This is a genomic window from Arthrobacter sp. PvP103, from assembly GCF_017833075.1.
Classification (GTDB): domain Bacteria; phylum Actinomycetota; class Actinomycetes; order Actinomycetales; family Micrococcaceae; genus Arthrobacter.
In genome coordinates, this window is sequence record NZ_JAFIBQ010000001.1 from 1,676,459 (window position 1) to 1,693,267 (window position 16,809).

At 66.8% G+C, this 16,809-nt stretch carries 15 protein-coding genes; 11 read left to right on the forward strand and 4 right to left on the reverse strand.

The window, feature by feature from the left end; all coding sequences use genetic code 11:
* Positions 1 to 9: 9 nt before the first annotated feature.
* Genes nagB through JOE41_RS07735 form a run of 3 tightly spaced genes read right to left on the reverse strand, consistent with a single transcriptional unit; the run spans position 10 to position 3,344 of the window.
* Positions 10 to 816: a glucosamine-6-phosphate deaminase gene (gene nagB, locus JOE41_RS07725; protein WP_011693337.1), complete on the reverse strand. Its 807-nt coding sequence runs from the start codon at positions 814 to 816 to the stop codon at positions 10 to 12.
* The gene (locus JOE41_RS07730) at positions 797 to 2,080 is read right to left on the reverse strand and encodes an N-acetylglucosamine-6-phosphate deacetylase (protein WP_209751810.1); all 1,284 of its coding nucleotides are present in this window, start codon (positions 2,078 to 2,080) and stop codon (positions 797 to 799) included. The genes nagB and JOE41_RS07730 overlap by 20 nt, the downstream gene beginning before the upstream one ends.
* Positions 2,070 to 3,344: a PTS transporter subunit EIIC gene (locus tag JOE41_RS07735; RefSeq protein WP_011693339.1), complete on the reverse strand. Its 1,275-nt coding sequence runs from the start codon at positions 3,342 to 3,344 to the stop codon at positions 2,070 to 2,072. Before JOE41_RS07735 ends, JOE41_RS07730 begins: the two co-directional genes overlap by 11 nt.
* A 186-nt stretch (positions 3,345 to 3,530) precedes the next feature.
* On the opposite strand from JOE41_RS07735, the gene JOE41_RS07740 reads away from it, so the two are divergent.
* The 4 genes from JOE41_RS07740 (at position 3,531) to JOE41_RS07755 (ending at position 5,973) form a co-directional block, all read left to right on the forward strand.
* A complete protein-coding gene (locus JOE41_RS07740; RefSeq protein ID WP_011693340.1) occupies positions 3,531 to 3,761 on the forward strand; it encodes a glucose PTS transporter subunit EIIB in 231 nt (76 codons plus the stop codon).
* Positions 3,758 to 4,270 carry a PTS glucose transporter subunit IIA gene (locus JOE41_RS07745; protein WP_307800676.1) on the forward strand — a complete coding sequence of 171 codons (513 nt, stop codon included), beginning with the start codon at positions 3,758 to 3,760 and terminating at the stop codon, positions 4,268 to 4,270. Before JOE41_RS07740 ends, JOE41_RS07745 begins: the two co-directional genes overlap by 4 nt.
* A 4-nt stretch (positions 4,271 to 4,274) precedes the next feature.
* The gene (locus tag JOE41_RS07750; protein WP_011693342.1) at positions 4,275 to 4,991 is read left to right on the forward strand and encodes a GntR family transcriptional regulator; all 717 of its coding nucleotides are present in this window, start codon (positions 4,275 to 4,277) and stop codon (positions 4,989 to 4,991) included.
* Between the two features lie 124 nt (positions 4,992 to 5,115).
* Complete coding sequence (locus JOE41_RS07755; protein ID WP_209751811.1) at positions 5,116 to 5,973, forward strand: prephenate dehydratase; 858 nt, start codon at positions 5,116 to 5,118, stop codon at positions 5,971 to 5,973.
* Between the two features lie 9 nt (positions 5,974 to 5,982).
* Here the strand turns inward: JOE41_RS07755 and JOE41_RS07760 are convergent, their stop codons facing one another.
* On the reverse strand, positions 5,983 to 7,899 hold the full coding sequence (locus tag JOE41_RS07760; RefSeq protein ID WP_011693344.1) for an FAD-binding monooxygenase: 1,917 nt from the start codon (positions 7,897 to 7,899) through the stop codon (positions 5,983 to 5,985).
* Between the two features lie 222 nt (positions 7,900 to 8,121).
* Here JOE41_RS07760 and JOE41_RS07765 point away from each other — a divergent pair, with 222 nt between their 5' ends.
* From JOE41_RS07765 to JOE41_RS07795, 7 genes are all read left to right on the forward strand, one after another.
* The gene (locus JOE41_RS07765) at positions 8,122 to 9,591 is read left to right on the forward strand and encodes a fumarylacetoacetate hydrolase family protein (RefSeq protein ID WP_209751812.1); all 1,470 of its coding nucleotides are present in this window, start codon (positions 8,122 to 8,124) and stop codon (positions 9,589 to 9,591) included.
* The gene (locus JOE41_RS07770) at positions 9,584 to 10,267 is read left to right on the forward strand and encodes a GntR family transcriptional regulator (RefSeq protein WP_209751813.1); all 684 of its coding nucleotides are present in this window, start codon (positions 9,584 to 9,586) and stop codon (positions 10,265 to 10,267) included. Before JOE41_RS07765 ends, JOE41_RS07770 begins: the two co-directional genes overlap by 8 nt.
* 9 nt (positions 10,268 to 10,276) lie before the next feature.
* Complete coding sequence (gene hpaE, locus JOE41_RS07775) at positions 10,277 to 11,791, forward strand: 5-carboxymethyl-2-hydroxymuconate semialdehyde dehydrogenase (RefSeq protein WP_209751814.1); 1,515 nt, start codon at positions 10,277 to 10,279, stop codon at positions 11,789 to 11,791.
* Positions 11,792 to 11,840: 49 nt separating this feature from the next.
* On the forward strand, positions 11,841 to 12,926 hold the full coding sequence (gene hpaD, locus JOE41_RS07780) for a 3,4-dihydroxyphenylacetate 2,3-dioxygenase (protein WP_011693348.1): 1,086 nt from the start codon (positions 11,841 to 11,843) through the stop codon (positions 12,924 to 12,926).
* A 2-nt stretch (positions 12,927 to 12,928) separates the two neighbouring features.
* Positions 12,929 to 13,714: a 2-oxo-hept-4-ene-1,7-dioate hydratase gene (gene hpaH, locus JOE41_RS07785; protein ID WP_209751815.1), complete on the forward strand. Its 786-nt coding sequence runs from the start codon at positions 12,929 to 12,931 to the stop codon at positions 13,712 to 13,714.
* A complete protein-coding gene (locus JOE41_RS07790; RefSeq protein WP_209751816.1) occupies positions 13,699 to 14,520 on the forward strand; it encodes an HpcH/HpaI aldolase/citrate lyase family protein in 822 nt (273 codons plus the stop codon). Before hpaH ends, JOE41_RS07790 begins: the two co-directional genes overlap by 16 nt.
* 116 nt (positions 14,521 to 14,636) lie before the next feature.
* The gene (locus JOE41_RS07795; protein ID WP_209751819.1) at positions 14,637 to 16,808 is read left to right on the forward strand and encodes a transglycosylase domain-containing protein; all 2,172 of its coding nucleotides are present in this window, start codon (positions 14,637 to 14,639) and stop codon (positions 16,806 to 16,808) included.
* Position 16,809 lies beyond the last annotated feature (1 nt).

Here is a 16,809-nt window from a genome sequence, read left to right on the forward strand (position 1 = left end):
GGGCCCTGGCTACAGCGGCCGCTGCAGCCAGGGCCTGGTGGGCGTTTGGCCCAGCTGGTCGTTGAACTCCTGGGCGTCCCGGTAGTAGTCCAGCAGGCTCAGGCGGGACGCGGCTGCCGGGTCCAGGATGACCACGGCCCGGCGGTGCAGCTGCAGCACGGAAGCGGGGCAGTGCGCGCTGACCGGCCCTTCCACCATGGCCTGGACCGCACCGGCCTTGTTCTCCCCCATGGCAACGAGTACCGCAAGCCTGGCTTCTCGGATGGTTCCCAGCCCCTGTGTCAGGCACAGCCGCGGAACGTCGCCAGCCGGAAAGAACCGGGCGTTGTCGGCACGGGTGGCACCGGCCAGGGTCTTCACCCTGGTGCGCGAGGCAAGGGATGAGGTGGGCTCATTGAAGCCGATGTGGCCGTTGGCACCGATGCCGAGGATCTGGATGTCCACCCCGCCGGCGGCCGAGATGGCGGCGTCGTAGCGGTCGGCTTCGGCGATGAGGTCCGGCGCATTCCCCTGCGGGGTGATGAGCTGCTCCGGCGGCAGGTCCACGTGGTCGGTGAATTCGCGCCGGATAGTGGAGTGATAGCTCTGTTCGTGCTCCGGCGCCAGCCCGGCGTATTCGTCCAGGGTGAAAGCGGTGACCCGGCTGAAGCTCAGCTGTTCCTCGCGGTGCCTCCGGATGAGTTCCCGGTACGTGGATTTTGGCGAACCTCCCGTGGCCAGCCCCAGGACGGCCGGGCCCTGCCGGACCCGGGCGTCAATGATGTCGGCGGCCCTGCCCCCTACGTGTTCCGCGGACTCACACAGAATGATCTGCACTCGTTTTCCTTTCCTCCGTTAGCGGTGCGCCGGCCCGGTAGGCCTGCAGCAGTTCAATTTCTTCGGTGGCCACCAGCACGTCGGCGCGGTACCCGGTGATGATGGATCCGACCTGCGAGGGGCCCGGCTGATCCAGGCCCATAAGGCGGGCGGGAGTGGCCGAGGCCGCAGCAACGGCGTCTGCCAAGGGCACGCCCCACCCGACGCAGCGGCGGACGTTTTCCAGCAACAGGCTGGTGGCCCCGGCGATCGCCCCGGGAGGGGCACCCTCCGCCGCGGGCGCCAGCCGGGCCACCCGGTCCTGGACCAGCACGTCCAGGCTCCCCAGCGTGTACTGGCCGTCGGACATCCCGGCGGCGGCCATGGCGTCCGTTATCAGCGCGATCGAGCCCGGTCCCACCAGGTTGAACACCATGCGGACAATCTCCGGGTCCAGGTGCACACCGTCGGCCACCAGCTCCACGACCATCCGGTCCGGTGACTGCCGGGCCTCCTGCAGCAGGACCGGAATAGGCCCCGGCGCCCGGTGGCCAAGCGCCGGCATCCGGTTGAACAGGTGGGTGGCGGACCAGCGTCCGGCGCCCGCCCCTCCCCCGAGTACTTCACGCGTCCGGGCCGCCGTCGCACCGGTGTGGCCAAGGGACGGGACCACCCGGTACTCCCGGCACAGGGCAACCAACTCGGCAAAGTGCGGCGTTTCCGGGGCAAGGGTCAGCGACCGCACCGTTCCCCGCCCCGCCTCGAGCCACTGCCGCAGGAGCGCCGGGTCCCCGTCGATGATGGCCGCCGGGTCCTGCGCTCCGCACATGCTCCTGGCGATGAACGGCCCTTCCAGGTGCAGGCCGGCCAGCGTGCCGTCGTGCACCAGCTCCCGCAGCACGGCGATCTGCTCAAGCAGCACACCGGACGGCGCCGAAACGAGCGAGGCGAGCACCGACGTCGTACCCTGCCCGGCATGGAAACCTGCCGCCCGGCGGGCGCCGTCCGAATCCGCGGAGAAGGTGTGCCCCACTGCGCCGTGGCAGTGCACGTCCACCAGTCCGGGCAGGATGAGCGGAACCTGTGTTGTTTGGACGCCGGCGGGCAGCTCCGCCGTCGGGCCGCACCACACGATGCGCCCCCCGGCGATAACCACCGTGCCGTCGTCGATCACTCCATCCCCGGGGCGGCCGGTGACCAGGCGGCCCCGCAGCCCCAGGCCGCCGCCGTCTTCGCCTTCCGCTCCGGGTTGAGTCAGCCCGGGCAAGCCGGGTTCAGCTTGCATCGGCTTTGGCCATCGAGCCGTTCTCGTCGGTTTCGTCTTCGCGCCCCATGGTGCGGAGGTTCCAGCGCCGGATCACGAAGCGGAACACCACGTAGTACACCGCCGCGTAGCCCAGCCCGATGGGCACCAGCCAGAGCGGATTCTGCGCGATGCCGAAGTTGAGCAGGTAGTCGATGGCCCCGGCGGAGAACCCGAACCCGTGGTGGATGCCCAGGAAGTTGACCAGCATCATGGAAGTTCCGGTCAGGACGGCGTGGACGAGGTAGAGCGGCCATGCCACGAACATAAAGGAGAATTCCAGCGGTTCGGTGATGCCGGTGAGGAAGGCGGTGAGGCCGGTGGAGAGCATGACGCCGCCGACGATCTTCTTCTGGGACGGTTTGGCCTCATGCCAGATGGCGAGGGCGGCCGCCGGCAGGGCGAACATCATGATGGGGAAGAACCCGGTCATGAAGACACCCGCCGAAGGGTCACCCGCGAAGAAGCGGTTCAGGTCGCCGTGGGCGCCGTTGTAGTCGCCGATGATGAACCAGACGATCGAGTTCAGGATGTGGTGCAGGCCCAGCGGGATAAGCAGCCGGTTGAGTGTGCCGTAGATGCCGCTGCCCACCACCGTGTTGTCCGCGACGGCGTTGCCCACGGCTGTCAGGCCCGTGTTGAAGAAGGGGTAGAGGAGCGCCATGACCACGCCGATCACGATGGCCGCGAACGAGGTCAGGATGGGCACCAGCCGCCGGCCGGCGAAGAACCCGAGCCAGTCCGGCAGGGTGGTCCGGTGGAACTTCTGCCACAGCCAGGCCGTGGTCAGGCCCATCACGATGCCGGCCAGCACCCCGTAGTTGATGACGGGATCCTTGCCGCCCTCCGGGGCGGCACCCAGCACCATGGGTGCCATGACTTTGAAGACGTTGGTCAGCACCAGGAAGCCGACGACGGCGGCCAGCGCCGTGGAACCGTCGCCCTTCTTGGCGAAGCCAAAGGAAATGCCGACGGCGAAGAGCAGAGGCAGGTTCTCAAAGAGAGCTCCGCCGGCCGCGCCGATCACCTGGGCAACGGTGGTCAGGCCTTCAAACCGGCCCAGCAGGTCGTCCTGGCCCAGGCGCAGGAGGAGCGCGGCGGCGGGAAGGGCGGCGATGGGGAGCATGAGGCTGCGGCCGAAGCGCTGCATGTTCTGCAATGCCTTGCCGCTGCCCTTGGCCTTGCCCGGGGCCGGTGTGGCCAACGGGCCGGCCCCGGCTGAAGCGGACGGGTTTTCCGTGGACATGAGGTTCCTCGTTTCCAGAAAGGGGTGCTTGTGCGGGGATGCGGGATTCAGTAGAGTTTTGCTAACTGGTTATAACCAGTGACAATCATCACTGTGAAGTGCACCGGGCTTAGTTGTCAACCTCAGGCAGGAAAAAAGCTTCAGGACCGGCCGGACTCACCGCGAAAACGACCAACAGGAGTGGACATGTCCAAAGCAGAAATCATCCTCGCCGCCCTGGGCGGCGCCGATAACGTCGAAGAGATCGAAGGGTGCATCACCCGCCTGCGCACCGAAGTGGTGGACGCCGGAAAGGTGGACGAGGCAGCCCTCAAGGCGGCGGGCGCCCACGGCGTCATGATGGCCGGCTCGGTGGTCCAGGTGGTAGTCGGCCCCGAAGCGGAGAGCCTGGCAGAAGACATCCAGGACCTGATGTGAGCACGGCGGATATGAGTACGGCGGAAGTGGAGGCTGCGCCGGCCGGGGCCATCAGCGTGGCCTCGCCCCTGCCCGGCCGGCTCATCCCGCTGGGCGAAGTGCCGGACCCCGTGTTCGCCAAGGGGCTCGTCGGCGGAGGCGCCGCCGTCATCCCGGACGACGACGCCGGGGTGCTCACCGCCGTCGCGCCGCTGGACGGCCGGGTCATCAAAGTCATGCCGCACGCCTACATCGTCCAGCACGCCTCGGGACCCGCAGTGCTGGTCCACGTCGGCATCGACACGGTGGGCCTGAAGGGCGAAGGCTTCAGCGTACTGGCGCAGAAAGGGGACCAGGTCCGGGCCGGAGACCCCATGATCAGCGTCGATGTCACGTTCGTCCGCTCGAAAAACCTGAGCATGTGCAGCCCCGTGGTGGTCCTGGACAGCAAAGCGGATGCCGTTGAACTGCCGGCCTCCGGCGGCCGCGTGGAAGCGGGCGGACACCTGTTCAACCTGCCCGGACAATAGAGCTATGGATACGGCGGGGGAACTCAAACACGTCTGGGTGCGCAGGCAGCTCCAGGACCTCGTGGCCACCAGGCTGCGGCCCGGGGACGCGCTGCTGGGGGAACGCCAGCTGGAGGAACAGTTCGGGGTGTCGCGCATTACGGTGCGGCGGGCAATCTCGGACCTCGTCCAGGACGGGGCACTGGTCCGGATCAAGGGCAAGGGGACCTTCGTCTCGCACGGGCTGGTTCGTTCAACCCTCCATCTGGCCTCCTTCAATGAGGACATGCGGGCTGCCGGCTTCGAACCCAGCACCAAGGTCATCACGGCCGCGACGGCGGAGCCGCCCGCCGCGGCGGCCGAGCACCTGGGGCTGCCTCCGGGGCAGGCGGCCTACCAGGTACGCAGGCTGCGCCTCGCAAACGGGGCACCCGTCAGCGTTGACGAATCCTGGCTGCCGCCCCCGCTCCTGCCGGACCTGCTCGCCGAGGACCTGACTGGCTCGCTTTACCGGGTCCTCGCTGCCTCCGGGCATCCGGTGCAGCATGTGGAACAGACCGTCGAGGCTGCCGCCGCATCGGAGGACACCGCGGTCCTGCTGGACATCGAGCCCGGGGCCCCCGTGCTCCTCTTCAGGCGCCGCTCCTTCACCGGCCAGGAGGATCCGGGCACGCCCATCGAGTACTCCATCTCGACGTACCGCTCAGACCGGTACCAGGTGTCGATGCGGCTGGCGCTCTGACGGGAGCGCGGCTGTTCTCGTCCCACCCAACTGACTGGCAGTGAATGTCGTGAAACGCGCGAATGGCGACGTTAAATGCGAGCCGGTTGGGTGGGAGCCGCCAGGACGTGAAACCATACCGACCATGGCCCAGAAGATTGCGTACCAAGGTGAACCCGGCGCTAATTCCAATATTGCGTGCGCCCAGATGTTCCCGGAGCTGGAGAGCATCCCGTGCGCCAGCTTCGAGGACGCCTTCGAGCTGGTATCCGGCGGTGAAGCCGACCTGGCCATGATTCCGATCGAGAACTCGATCGCGGGACGGGTGGCGGACATCCACATCCTGCTCCCCCAGTCCCGCCTGCAGATCGTGGGCGAGTTCTTCCTGCCCATCCACTTCGACCTGCTGGGCATCCCCGGCAGCACCATCGAAGGCGCCACGGAGGTCCACAGCCACATCCACGCCCTGGGCCAGTGCCGGCGCCTCATCCGCAGCGCCGGCCTGAAGCCTGTCATTGCCGGGGACACTGCAGGCTCTGCCCGGGAGGTGAGCGAATGGAACGATCCTGCCAAACTTTCCCTCGCTCCCCCGCTCGCGGCACAGATCTACGGCCTGGAGGTGCTCGCGTCGAGGGTTGAGGATGACCCCTCCAACACCACCCGGTTCGTGGTCCTGGCGCCGGAAAAGGAACTGCCCTCCCGGGAGGCGTTGCCGGGACCGGCCGTGACCAGCCTCTTGTTCCGGGTCCGCAACGTCCCCTCCGCGCTCTTCAAGGCCCTCGGCGGATTTGCCACAAACGGCGTGAACATGACCCGGCTGGAAAGCTACATGGTGGGCAACGAGTTTGCCGCCACCATGTTCATGGCCGACGTCGAAGGCCACCCCGAGGACCTGCCCGTCCGGCTGGCCCTCGAGGAACTGGACTTCTTCACCACCGAAGTGCGCATCCTGGGCGTCTATGCCGCCGCCGAATACCGGACCGGGCAGGCAGTCGCCGGCTGACGTCCGGGGCTAGACTGCCGCGGCCCGTCCCGTAGCCAGGAGGGGTGCGAAGAACGCACCGAGTTCCGCCGTCGCAGCCAGGGGCAGGACGTTGGCCACGTATTGGTCCGGGCGCACCACCACGATCACGCCGCCGCGGTCCAGGCCGCGCAGTTCGAAGATGTCAGCCTTCGGATCGGTGGCGTACACCTTCTCGTAATCCGTCAGCTGGAACGGGCCAACCTGCGGCTTGAACACCGCCGGCACTGCGTTGATATCGATGTCCGTGTGGGGCTGCTGGTAGATCACCTTCACGTCGAACCATGCGTCGAGGTCGGCGCCCGACGGCGTGGCGGCCAGCGGCGAGTCCGGCGCCTGCGCAATCCACTCGGCAAAGTCGGCCACTGCTGAGGGGACACCCTGCTGTCCCGCTGCCGGCGCGGCGGCGTCGGCGAAGACATAGATGCGCCACCGTCCGTCGGCCGTGGCGTGGTGTCCGAGCTGCATGGGGTTGGTATCGCAGACCCTCACGACGGGCGCTGACTTGAAGCGCTTGCCGACGGGGAAACCGGCGGCCAGGTCCTGGTGTCCGGTGCCGCCGGTGAGCATCGACGGGGCGTACTGGGTCATGAATCCGGCCGGGAACTCGGCGGTGCTGACGTAGAAGTCCTCAAGCTCGGAGGGGCTCTCGAACTCTTCAGGCTTCTTCGCCATCATCGTGGACCACTCTTTGTCGAAGTCGATGAGGTTCTTGGCGATGACCTGACGTTCGTCCGAGTACGTGGTCAGCAGGCTTTCCGGGCTGCGGCCCTCGAGGACGTGGCCAAGCTTCCAGGCCAGGTTGAAACCGTCCTGCATGGAGACGTTCATGCCCTGGCCGGCCTTGGCGCTGTGCGTGTGGCAGGCGTCGCCGGTGATGAATACGCGCGGCGTGCGGGTGCCCCGCTGGTCCGGGAGGACGTCGTCGAACCGGTCAGTGAGTCGGTGGCCCACCTCGTACACGCTGTGCCACGCGACATTGCGGACGTCGAGCGTGTACGGGTGGAGGATCTCGTTCGCCTTGCGGATGATCTCTTCGATGGAAGTGTTGCGCACGGCGCCCTTGTCGTTCGGGTCCACCTCGCCGAGGTCAACATACATGCGGAACAGGAAGCCGCCTTCGCGCGGGATGAGCAGGATGCTTCCGCCCGACCCGGACTGGATGGCGCACTTTGTGCGGATATCGGGGAAGTCGGTGACGGCCAGGGCATCCATAACACCCCAGGCGTGGTTGGCGGCGTCGCCGGCCAGGGTGCAGCCAATCGCATCGCGTACCTTGCTGCGCGCGCCGTCTGCACCAATCACATATTTGGCCCGGACAACCTTCTCCCGGCCTTCCTGGGGGCCTGCAGTGTGAAGCAAGGTCACCGTGACCGGATACTCGCCCTCGCCGGTGACCTCCAGGCTCCGGAACTCAAAGCCGTAGTCAGGCGCCATGCGGGTAGGCGAGTTCGCCATGAATTCAGCGAAGTAGTCCAGCACGCGGGCCTGGTTGACGATGAGGTGCGGGAACTCACTGATCCCCATCTCGTCGTCCACCGCGCGGGCTCCCCGGATGATGCGCGAGTGGTCGGCCGGGTCCGGCTTCCAGAACGCCATTTCGGTGATGTGGTACGCCTCGGCGATGATCCGCTCGGCGAAGCCGAAGGCCTGGAAGGTCTCGACGCTCCTCGCCTGGATGCCGTCTGCCTGGCCGATGGGCAGCCTGCCGGCACGGCGTTCCACGATCCGCGTGGTGACGCCCGGGAACTGGGACAGCTGGGCGGCGGCCAGCATGCCGGCAGGGCCTGTGCCGACAATCAGGACGTCCACTTCATCAGGAAGCTCAGTAGGCCGATTGATGCCTACGCCTGCTGCCGGCTGGACTCGCGGGTCACCGGATACGTAACCGTGATGGTGGAATTGCACGGGGGTCCTCACTTCATTGTGTGGCGGCGAATCGCCGTCTTCGGTATTCGATATCAGAACTCAGTGTTCGATAATAGAAATCTAATGCTCATTCAAAACTGTACGCAGATATGACCTGCGTTACAAGCAGCCCGGAAAACTCCCGAACACAAAGGGTTGACGTTCCACGCTTCCTAGGCAATAGTTATCGTATACGATTTCGTACTCGATGAGGAGTAATTCTTGGAACAGGTCACCGACCACCTCCTGGCCGCGGCCCGCAAAGTCATCGCGGTGCATATCAACTACCCCAGCCGGGCAGCCCAGCGCGGCCGCACTCCGGAGCAGCCCTCGTACTTCCTGAAGCCGTCCTCATCCCTGGCGATCGGGTCGGCAGAAGCCCCTTCAACGGTGGAGCGCCCGGCCGGATGTGAGCTCCTCGGTTACGAAGGCGAGATCGCCCTGATCATCGGCAAGCCGGCCCGCCGTGTGGGCATCGAGGACGCCTGGAGCCATGTCGAATGGGTCACCGCCAGCAACGACCTCGGCGTCTACGACCTCCGCTACGCGGACAAGGGCTCCAACCTCCGTTCCAAGGGCGGGGACGGTTTCACGCCGATCGGCCCGGGGCTGATCGCGGCCGACGCCGTGAACCCCGCACGACTGCGGATCCGCACCTGGCATAACGGCGAACTGGTCCAGGACGACACCACCGAAGACCTCCTCTTTCCGTTCGCCCGGCTCATCGCGGACCTGTCCCAGCTGCTCACCCTCGAAGAGGGCGACATCATCCTCACCGGCACCCCGGCCGGCGCTTCCGTCGCCAAGCCGGGCGACGTCATCGAGGTTGAAGTCAGCACTCCTGACGCGACCACCGGGCGGCTGGCCACCCGGGTGGAGGAAGGCACGACGCCGTTCGCGGACTTCGGCGCCCGTCCCAAGACCGATGACGTCCAGCGGGAGGAAGCATACGGTTCGCGGGAAGCGGCCGGGCTTGCCGCCGTCGGACCTGTCCTCTCGCCGGAACTGAAGGCCAAGCTGGAAAGCGTCTGCACGGCCACGCTGTCCTCCCAGCTGCGCAAGCGCGGCCTGAACAACGTCAGCATCGACGGCCTCACCTCAACGCGTCCGGAGAAGCGGATCGTGGGCCTGGCCCGGACCCTGCGCTACGTGCCGAACCGCGAGGACCTCTTCAAGACCCACGGCGGCGGCTTCAACGCCCAGAAGAAGGCCATCGACTCGATCAACGAGGGCGAAATCCTGGTGATGGAAGCCCGCGGCGAAAAGGGCACCGGCACCATCGGCGACATCCTGGCCCTCCGCGCCCAGGTCCGCGGCGCCGCCGCCGTCATCACCGATGGCGGCGTCCGTGACTTCTCCGCTGTGGCCGCCATGGACATGCCCACGTACTACTCCAACCCGCACCCCGCGGTGCTGGGCCGCCGGCACATCCCGTGGGACACCGACATCACCATCGCCTGCGGCGGCACCACCGTACAGCCCGGGGACATCATCGTGGCCGATGCGGACGGCATCCTGGTGATCCCGCCGGCCCTCGCCGAAGAACTCGCGGACGATTCCATCGCCCAGGAACGCGAGGAGGCGTTCATCGCCGAGATGGTGCGGCAGGGCCACAGCGTGGACGGCCTCTACCCGTTGAACTCCGAATGGCGGGCCAAGTACGACGAATGGGAAGGCCCCGCACATGACTGAAACAGTGATGGCCGGCAGCAAGTCCGAGCAGGCGTACGCGGCCGTCAAGGCCCGGATCGTGGACGGCACCTACTCCCCCGGTTACCGGCTGGTGCTGGCAAAAATTGCCGAGGACCTGGGCGTCAGCGTGGTGCCCGTCCGCGAAGCCATCCGCCGGCTCGAGGCCGAAGGGCTGGTCACGTTCGAGCGGAACGTCGGAGCCACCGTGTCCGGCATCGACCCCACCGAGTACCTCTACACCATGCAGACCCTGAGCATCGTCGAAGGTGCCGCCACGGCTCTCTCGGCTCCACTGATCGGGTCGGCGGACGTGGCCCGGGCCCGGGCCGTCAACGAGGAAATGCGCGAATGCCTCGAGCACTTCGACCCCGTCCGCTTCACCCGGCTGAACCAGGACTTCCACAGCGTCCTGTTCGAGCACTGCCCCAACCCGCACATCCTGGACCTGGTCCACCGGGGCTGGAACCGGCTAGCTTCGCTGCGGTCCTCCACGTTCCGGTTCGTCCCCGGCCGCGCCCGCGACTCCGTGGACGAACACGAGGCCCTGCTCCGGCTCATCGAATCCGGTGCGGGGGCCGACGAAATAGAAAAGGCGGCCCGCCTGCACCGCAGCGCCACCCTGGACGCCTACCTGGCCCAAGCCACCTCCACCGAACAACACACCGCACAGCAGTAAGGAAAAACAATGACGTTCACTGCCGCAGAAACCACGTCCCATTACGTTCCGCAGGACCTTCCCAGCCACATCCAGCACTACATCAACGGTGAATTCGTTGACTCCGTGGGCGGTAAGACCTTCGACGTCCTGGACCCGGTTTCCAACACCAACTACGCCACCGCCGCCGCCGGCCAGAAGGAAGACATCGACCTCGCCGTCGCCGCCGCCCGCGAAGCCTTCACCAACGGTCCCTGGCCGAAGATGAAGCCCCGCGAACGTGCCCGGATCCTGAACAAAATCGCCGACGCCGTCGAAGCCCAGGAAGAACGCCTGGCCGAACTGGAAACGTTCGACACCGGCCTGCCCATCACCCAGGCCAAGGGCCAGGCCCTGCGCGCGGCAGAGAACTTCCGTTTCTTCGCGGACCTGATCGTGGCCCAGTTCGACGACGCCATGAAGGTCCCGGGCTCGCAGATCAACTACGTGAACCGCAAGCCGATCGGCGTCGCCGGGCTCATCACCCCGTGGAACACCCCGTTCATGCTGGAGTCCTGGAAGCTCGCCCCGGCACTGGCCACCGGCAACACCGTGGTCCTCAAGCCCGCCGAATTCACGCCGCTCTCCGCCTCGCTGTGGGCCACCATCTTCAAGGACGCAGGCCTGCCCGACGGCGTGTTCAACCTGGTCAACGGCCTCGGCGAGGAAGCCGGCGACGCCCTGGTCAAGCACCCGGACGTCCCGCTGATTTCCTTCACCGGCGAGACCACCACCGGGCAGACGATCTTCCGCAACGCCGCCGCCAACCTCAAGGGCCTCTCCATGGAACTCGGCGGCAAGTCCCCCTGCGTCGTGTTCGCCGACGCCGACCTCGACGCCGCAATCGACTCCGCCCTCTTCGGCGTCTTCTCCCTCAACGGCGAACGCTGCACCGCCGGCTCCCGCATCCTGGTGGAACGCGCCATCTACGACGAGTTCTGCGAAAGGTACGCCGCCCGCGCCAAGAACATCGTCGTCGGCGACCCCCACGACCCCAAGACCCAGGTGGGCGCGCTGGTCCACCCGGAGCACTTCGCCAAGGTGGCCTCCTACGTGGAGATCGGCAAATCCGAAGGCCGGCTCCTCGCCGGCGGCGGACGCCCGGAAGGCCTGCCGGAAGGCAACTACATCGCCCCCACCGTGTTCGCCGACGTCGCCCCCGACGCGAGGATCTTCCAGGAGGAAATCTTCGGCCCCGTCGTCGCCATCACCCCGTTCGAGAACGACGACGAAGCACTCGCCCTCGCGAACAACACCAAGTACGGTCTGGCCGCCTACATCTGGACCCAGAACCTCACCCGCGCCCACAACTTCTCGCAGAACGTCGAGGCCGGCATGGTGTGGCTGAACAGCCACAACGTCCGCGACCTCCGCACCCCGTTCGGCGGCGTCAAGGCCTCCGGCCTGGGCCACGAGGGCGGCTACCGCTCCATCGATTTCTACACCGACCAGCAGGCCGTGCACATCACCCTCGGCACTGTCCACACCCCCAAATTCGGCGCCTAGTCCCGGTCCGCAAGACCACCCGACCCCCTTTCAAAGAAGAGAGAACACCATGAGCAACGTCATCCCCAAGCCCTCCGTTCCGGCCCCTGACATCGTCCGCTGCGCGTACATGGAAATCGTGGTCACGGACCTCGCGAAGTCCCGCGAGTTCTACGTTGACCTCCTCGGCCTGCACGTCACCGAGGAAGACGAGAACAACATCTACCTGCGCTCCCTCGAGGAGTTCATCCACCACAACCTGGTGCTGCGCAAGGGACCCATCGCCGCCGTCGCAGCCTTCGCCTACCGGGTGAAGTCCCCCGCCGAGGTGGACGCCGCCGAGGCGTACTACAAGGAGCTCGGCTGCCGCACCGAACGCCGCAAGGAAGGCTTCACCAAGGGCATCGGCGATTCCGTCCGCGTCGAGGACCCGCTGGGCTTCCCGTACGAATTCTTCTACGACGTGGAGCACGTGGAACGCCTCACCCAGCGCTACGACCTCTACTCCGCCGGCGAACTGGTCCGGCTGGACCACTTCAACCAGGTCACCCCGGACGTTCCCCGCGGCCGCAAGTACCTCGAGGACCTCGGTTTCCGTGTCTCCGAGGACATCCAGGACTCCGACGGCGTCTCCTACGCCGTGTGGATGCACCGCAAGCAGACCGTCCACGACACCGCACTGACCGGCGGCAACGGCCCCCGCATGCACCACGTCGCGTTCGCCACCCACGAGAAGCACAACATCATCCAGATCTGCGACAAGATGGGCGCCCTGCGCATCAGCGACCGGATCGAACGCGGCCCCGGCCGGCACGGCGTGTCCAACGCCTTCTACCTCTACATCCTGGACCCGGACGGGCACCGCATCGAGATCTACACCCAGGACTACTACACCGGCGACCCGGACAACCCCACCATCACCTGGGACGTCCACGACAACCAGCGCCGCGACTGGTGGGGCAACCCCGTCGTCCCCTCCTGGTACACCGAGGCCTCCCTCGTCCTGGACCTCGACGGCAACCCGCAGCCCGTCATCGTCCGCGAGGAAAAGTCCGAGATGGCCGTGACCGTGGGCGCCGACGGCTTCTCCTACACCCGCAAGGACGGTTCGCCCGAAGGTGACCGGACGGGCTTCAAGCTCGGAGTCCAGGTCTAGCCATGCTGGATGCCAAGACGATCGAAGCCATTGCAGACGAACTGCTGGAAGCCGGCCGCAACCGCAAGCCGGTGCCCCGCCTGACGTCCCGCTACCCGGAGATGACCGTGGAGGATTCCTACGCCGTCCAGCAGCTCTGGCGGAACCGTAACGAGGACGCCGGCCGGAAGCTCGTCGGCCGCAAGATCGGCCTCACGTCCAAGGCGATGCAGGCCGCCACCGGCATCACCGAACCGGACTACGGCGCCATCTTCGATGACATGGTCCTCGAAACCGGCTGCTCCGTGCAGTGGGACCGGTACACGCATCCGCGGGTGGAGGTCGAGCTGGCATTCGTGCTCAAGGACGGGCTCAAAGGCCCCGGCTGCACCATCTTCGATGTCCTGAACGCCACCGACTACGTGGTTCCGGCCCTGGAGATCCTGGACTCCAGGATCGAAATGGAGGGCCGGACCATCGTGGACACCATCGCGGACAACGCCGCGATGGGCGCCATGGTGGTCGGCGGCCGCCCGGTGAAGCCGGACGCCGTGGACCTCCGCTGGGTCTCGGCCATCCTCTACAAGAACCAGACCGTTGAAGAAACCGGCGTGGCCGCCGGGGTCCTGGACCACCCCGCCAACGGAGTGCACTGGCTCGCCAACAAAATCGCCGCCCACGGTGACGGCATGAAGGCCGGAGACATCATCCTCGCCGGCTCCTTCACCCGCCCCCTCTGGGTGTATAAGGGCGACACCGTCCACGCAGACTACGGACCCCTGGGAGTTGTGACATGCCGCTTCGAGTAGAACCGGACGCCACGTTCCGCCACGCCCTCGCCGCCGCCAGCCGGCCGCTCATGGGGATGTGGGTGTGCTCCGGCAGCCCCCTGGTGGCCGAACTCTGCGCGGGGGCCGGCCTGGACTGGCTGCTGATCGACGCCGAGCACAGCCCCAACGGGCTCGAATCCGTCCTCGCCCAGCTGCAGGCCGTCCACGGCTACCCGGTCCAGGCCATGGTCCGGCCGCCGGTCAACGACACCGTGCTGATCAAGCAGTACCTGGACCTGGGCGTCCAGAACCTGCTGGTACCCATGGTGAACTCCGCCGCGGAGGCCGAAGCCGCAGTGGCCGCCACCCGGTACCCGCCCCACGGGGTCCGCGGTGTGGGCTCAGCCCTGGCCCGGGCCTCGCGGTGGAACCGCATCCCGGACTACCTCGCCCGCGCCAACGGGACCATCAGTGTCACCGTCCAGATCGAATCCGAAGCCGCGGTCGCCGCCGTGGAGAACATCCTGGCAGTCGACGGCGTGGACGCCATCTTCCTGGGCCCCTCCGACCTCGCCGCCTCCATGGGCGTGCTGGGCCAGCAGGAACACCCCCAGGTGCGCGCCGCCGTCGAACACTGCCTCACCGCCGCCAAAGCGGCAGGCAAACCAGCCGGAGTGAACGCCTTCAACCCCGCCACCGCCCGCAGCTACCTCGCGGCCGGCGCCGCATTCGTGCTGGTGGGCGCCGACGTCGCCATTCTGGCCCGCGGCACCGAAGCCCTCGCCGACGAATACATCCGTCCGGAACCGGTGGTTGAGCCGCCCCACACCCCGGCCAGCTATTGAGCCGCCCCCTTCGGCGGGTAGGGCAGCAGGACGGCGGGGTAGGGCAGTAGGACTCTGTCCGGCGGGCGGCCGCCCGGCGTAGCCTTGAATCACTGGCACGCGTGATAGCTGGAAAAATGGCGCCGAAGAAGCGATGGGGTTCCCGTCTGGCCGCAGCCTTGGGAAGGCTGATCGGATTTATTGCCGTGAGCGCCGTCTGCGGGGTCCTGGCCGCCAGCCTGGTGGCACCCAGCGTGGCGGCGGCAGGTGTGACGGTCAGCACTTCGATCACGTTCTTCAACAGCCTGCCCGGTGACCTCACCGTCGATCCTCCCTCGCAGGCCACCAAGATGGTGACCGCAGACGGCCAGCCCATCGCCACCTTCTACGCGGAGAACCGGGTGCGGGTCACCCTCGACCAGATGTCGCCCTTCATCAAGGACGCCATCGTGGCGATCGAGGACAGCCGCTTCTACGAACATGGCGGCGTCGACCCGCAGGGCATCCTCCGGGCGCTGACGTTCAATGTCACCCAGGGCGGCCGTCAGGGTGCGTCCACGCTGACCCAGCAGTACGTCACCAACGTCATCAACGAGTCGCATCTCTCTGCGGATCAAAGCGAGCAGGTGGTCCTCAGCGGCCAGAAGAGCGTTGGCGACAAGGTCCGGGAGATGAAGCTCGCCGTCGAGCTGGAGAAGAAATACACCAAGGACCAGATCCTCGAAGGCTACCTGAACATCGTGTTCTTCAACCGGGACGCCTACGGAATCGAGGCAGCCGCCCGGCACTTCTTCAGCACGTCCGCCAAGGACCTCACCCTGCCGCAGGCGGCCATGCTGGCCGGGCTGGTGAACAGCCCCAGCTTTTACGACCCCGCCGTGCATCCGGAGAACTCGCTGCAACGCCGCAACCAGGTCCTGGGCAACATGCTGGAGCAGCGGAAAATCACCCAGGCCGAGCATGACGCCGCCGTGGCCACGGGGGTGGAACTGAAGGTCACCCCGGGCCGGCAGGGCTGCGCCGCCGCCGTTATTGCACCGTACTTCTGCGACTACGTGTCCCACCTGGTCCTCAACAACCCGGCCTACGGCGCGGACCCCAACGACCGGGAACGGCTGCTGTACCGCGGCGGCCTGACCATCGTCACCACGCTGGACAGCAGGCTGCAGGCCGCAGCCCAGGCCCAGGTGGACGCCACCGCCGGCGCGAACCCGGACAAATGGGGGGCTGCCCTGGTAACCATCCAGCCCGGGTCCGGCAGGATCCTGGCCATGGCGCAGAACACCGTGTTCCTTCCCGCGGAAGGAAAGTTCGACACCCAGCTGAACTTCAACGTCGACTCCAAGGACGCCAACGGCAATGACCTCAACGGGGCCGGCGGGTTCCAGCCCGGATCCACCATGAAGCCGTTCACGTTCGCGGAATGGCTGAATGAAGGCAAACCCCTGAACGCGATGGTCGACGCCTCCCGGCGGACCTATCCGCTCGACTTCCCGTGGCGGTCCAGCTGCGGAAAGGTGCTGGGTGCCTACAACACCGCCCAGCGGAACGAGGGCGCGGCGGACGATCTCCAAAACAACGACCCGGGCTACTACCGGCCCATGCCCGTCAATTACGGCCTGTACAACTCCATCAATACGGCAACCTTCGCTGAAGCCGCGCAGCTGGACTTCTGCGGCATCCAGAAGATGGTGGATGCAGTGGGCCTCCACAGCGGCCTGGACGGAGCGCAGGTGAACATGCACCAGCTCGGCAACCTGCTGGGCGCCATCGGCGTGGCTCCCCTTCACCTGGCCAACGCCTTTGCCACGTTCGCCGATGACGGCCGCTACTGCTCGCCCATCGCCATAGCGGACGTGACTGACACGGCACAACGCCACCTGCCGTCCGAGTCCTCCCAGTGCCGCAGCGCCGTCAAGCCCGATGTGGCCCGCGGCGTCAACGCCGTGCTCCAGGACGTACTGAAGTTGGGATCCGGTGTCTATATCGAGCCGAAAGTCCAGAGCAAGGTGCCGGTGGCGGCCAAGACGGGAACGTCAAACAACAACGGCGCCACCTGGGTGGTCGGTTACACCTCCAGCCTGGCCACGGCGTCCTTCTTCGGAGACACTTTGGAAGGCCAGCAGCGGGCAGGCCAGAACGTCACCATCAACGGCAAGTTCTACAAGTCGGTCGACGGCTACATGCTCGCCGGGCCGCAGTGGGCCAACTATATGATGCAGGTGGCCGGGCTATACCCGGCCGAGGCCTTCCCTCCGCCGCCGCCGTCCATGAGCAACCCGACGCCGGCGCCGACGCCTTCCCGCTAGG

Bases quoted from the DNA above. Each gene is read 5' to 3' on its own strand.
- JOE41_RS07750 (WP_011693342.1), top strand. From the start codon at position 4,275: ATGGATACGGCGGGGGAACTCAAACACGTCTGGGTGCGCAGGCAGCTC.
- JOE41_RS07770 (WP_209751813.1), top strand. From the start codon at position 9,584: ATGACTGAAACAGTGATGGCCGGCAGCAAGTCCGAGCAGGCGTACGCG.
- hpaD (WP_011693348.1), top strand. From the start codon at position 11,841: ATGAGCAACGTCATCCCCAAGCCCTCCGTTCCGGCCCCTGACATCGTC.
- JOE41_RS07730 (WP_209751810.1), bottom strand. From the start codon at position 2,080: ATGCAAGCTGAACCCGGCTTGCCCGGGCTGACTCAACCCGGAGCGGAA.
- JOE41_RS07795 (WP_209751819.1), top strand. From the start codon at position 14,637: ATGGCGCCGAAGAAGCGATGGGGTTCCCGTCTGGCCGCAGCCTTGGGA.
- JOE41_RS07790 (WP_209751816.1), top strand. From the start codon at position 13,699: ATGCCGCTTCGAGTAGAACCGGACGCCACGTTCCGCCACGCCCTCGCC.
- hpaE (WP_209751814.1), top strand. From the start codon at position 10,277: ATGACGTTCACTGCCGCAGAAACCACGTCCCATTACGTTCCGCAGGAC.
- JOE41_RS07740 (WP_011693340.1), top strand. From the start codon at position 3,531: ATGTCCAAAGCAGAAATCATCCTCGCCGCCCTGGGCGGCGCCGATAAC.
- JOE41_RS07735 (WP_011693339.1), bottom strand. From the start codon at position 3,344: ATGTCCACGGAAAACCCGTCCGCTTCAGCCGGGGCCGGCCCGTTGGCC.
- JOE41_RS07755 (WP_209751811.1), top strand. From the start codon at position 5,116: ATGGCCCAGAAGATTGCGTACCAAGGTGAACCCGGCGCTAATTCCAAT.
- hpaH (WP_209751815.1), top strand. From the start codon at position 12,929: ATGCTGGATGCCAAGACGATCGAAGCCATTGCAGACGAACTGCTGGAA.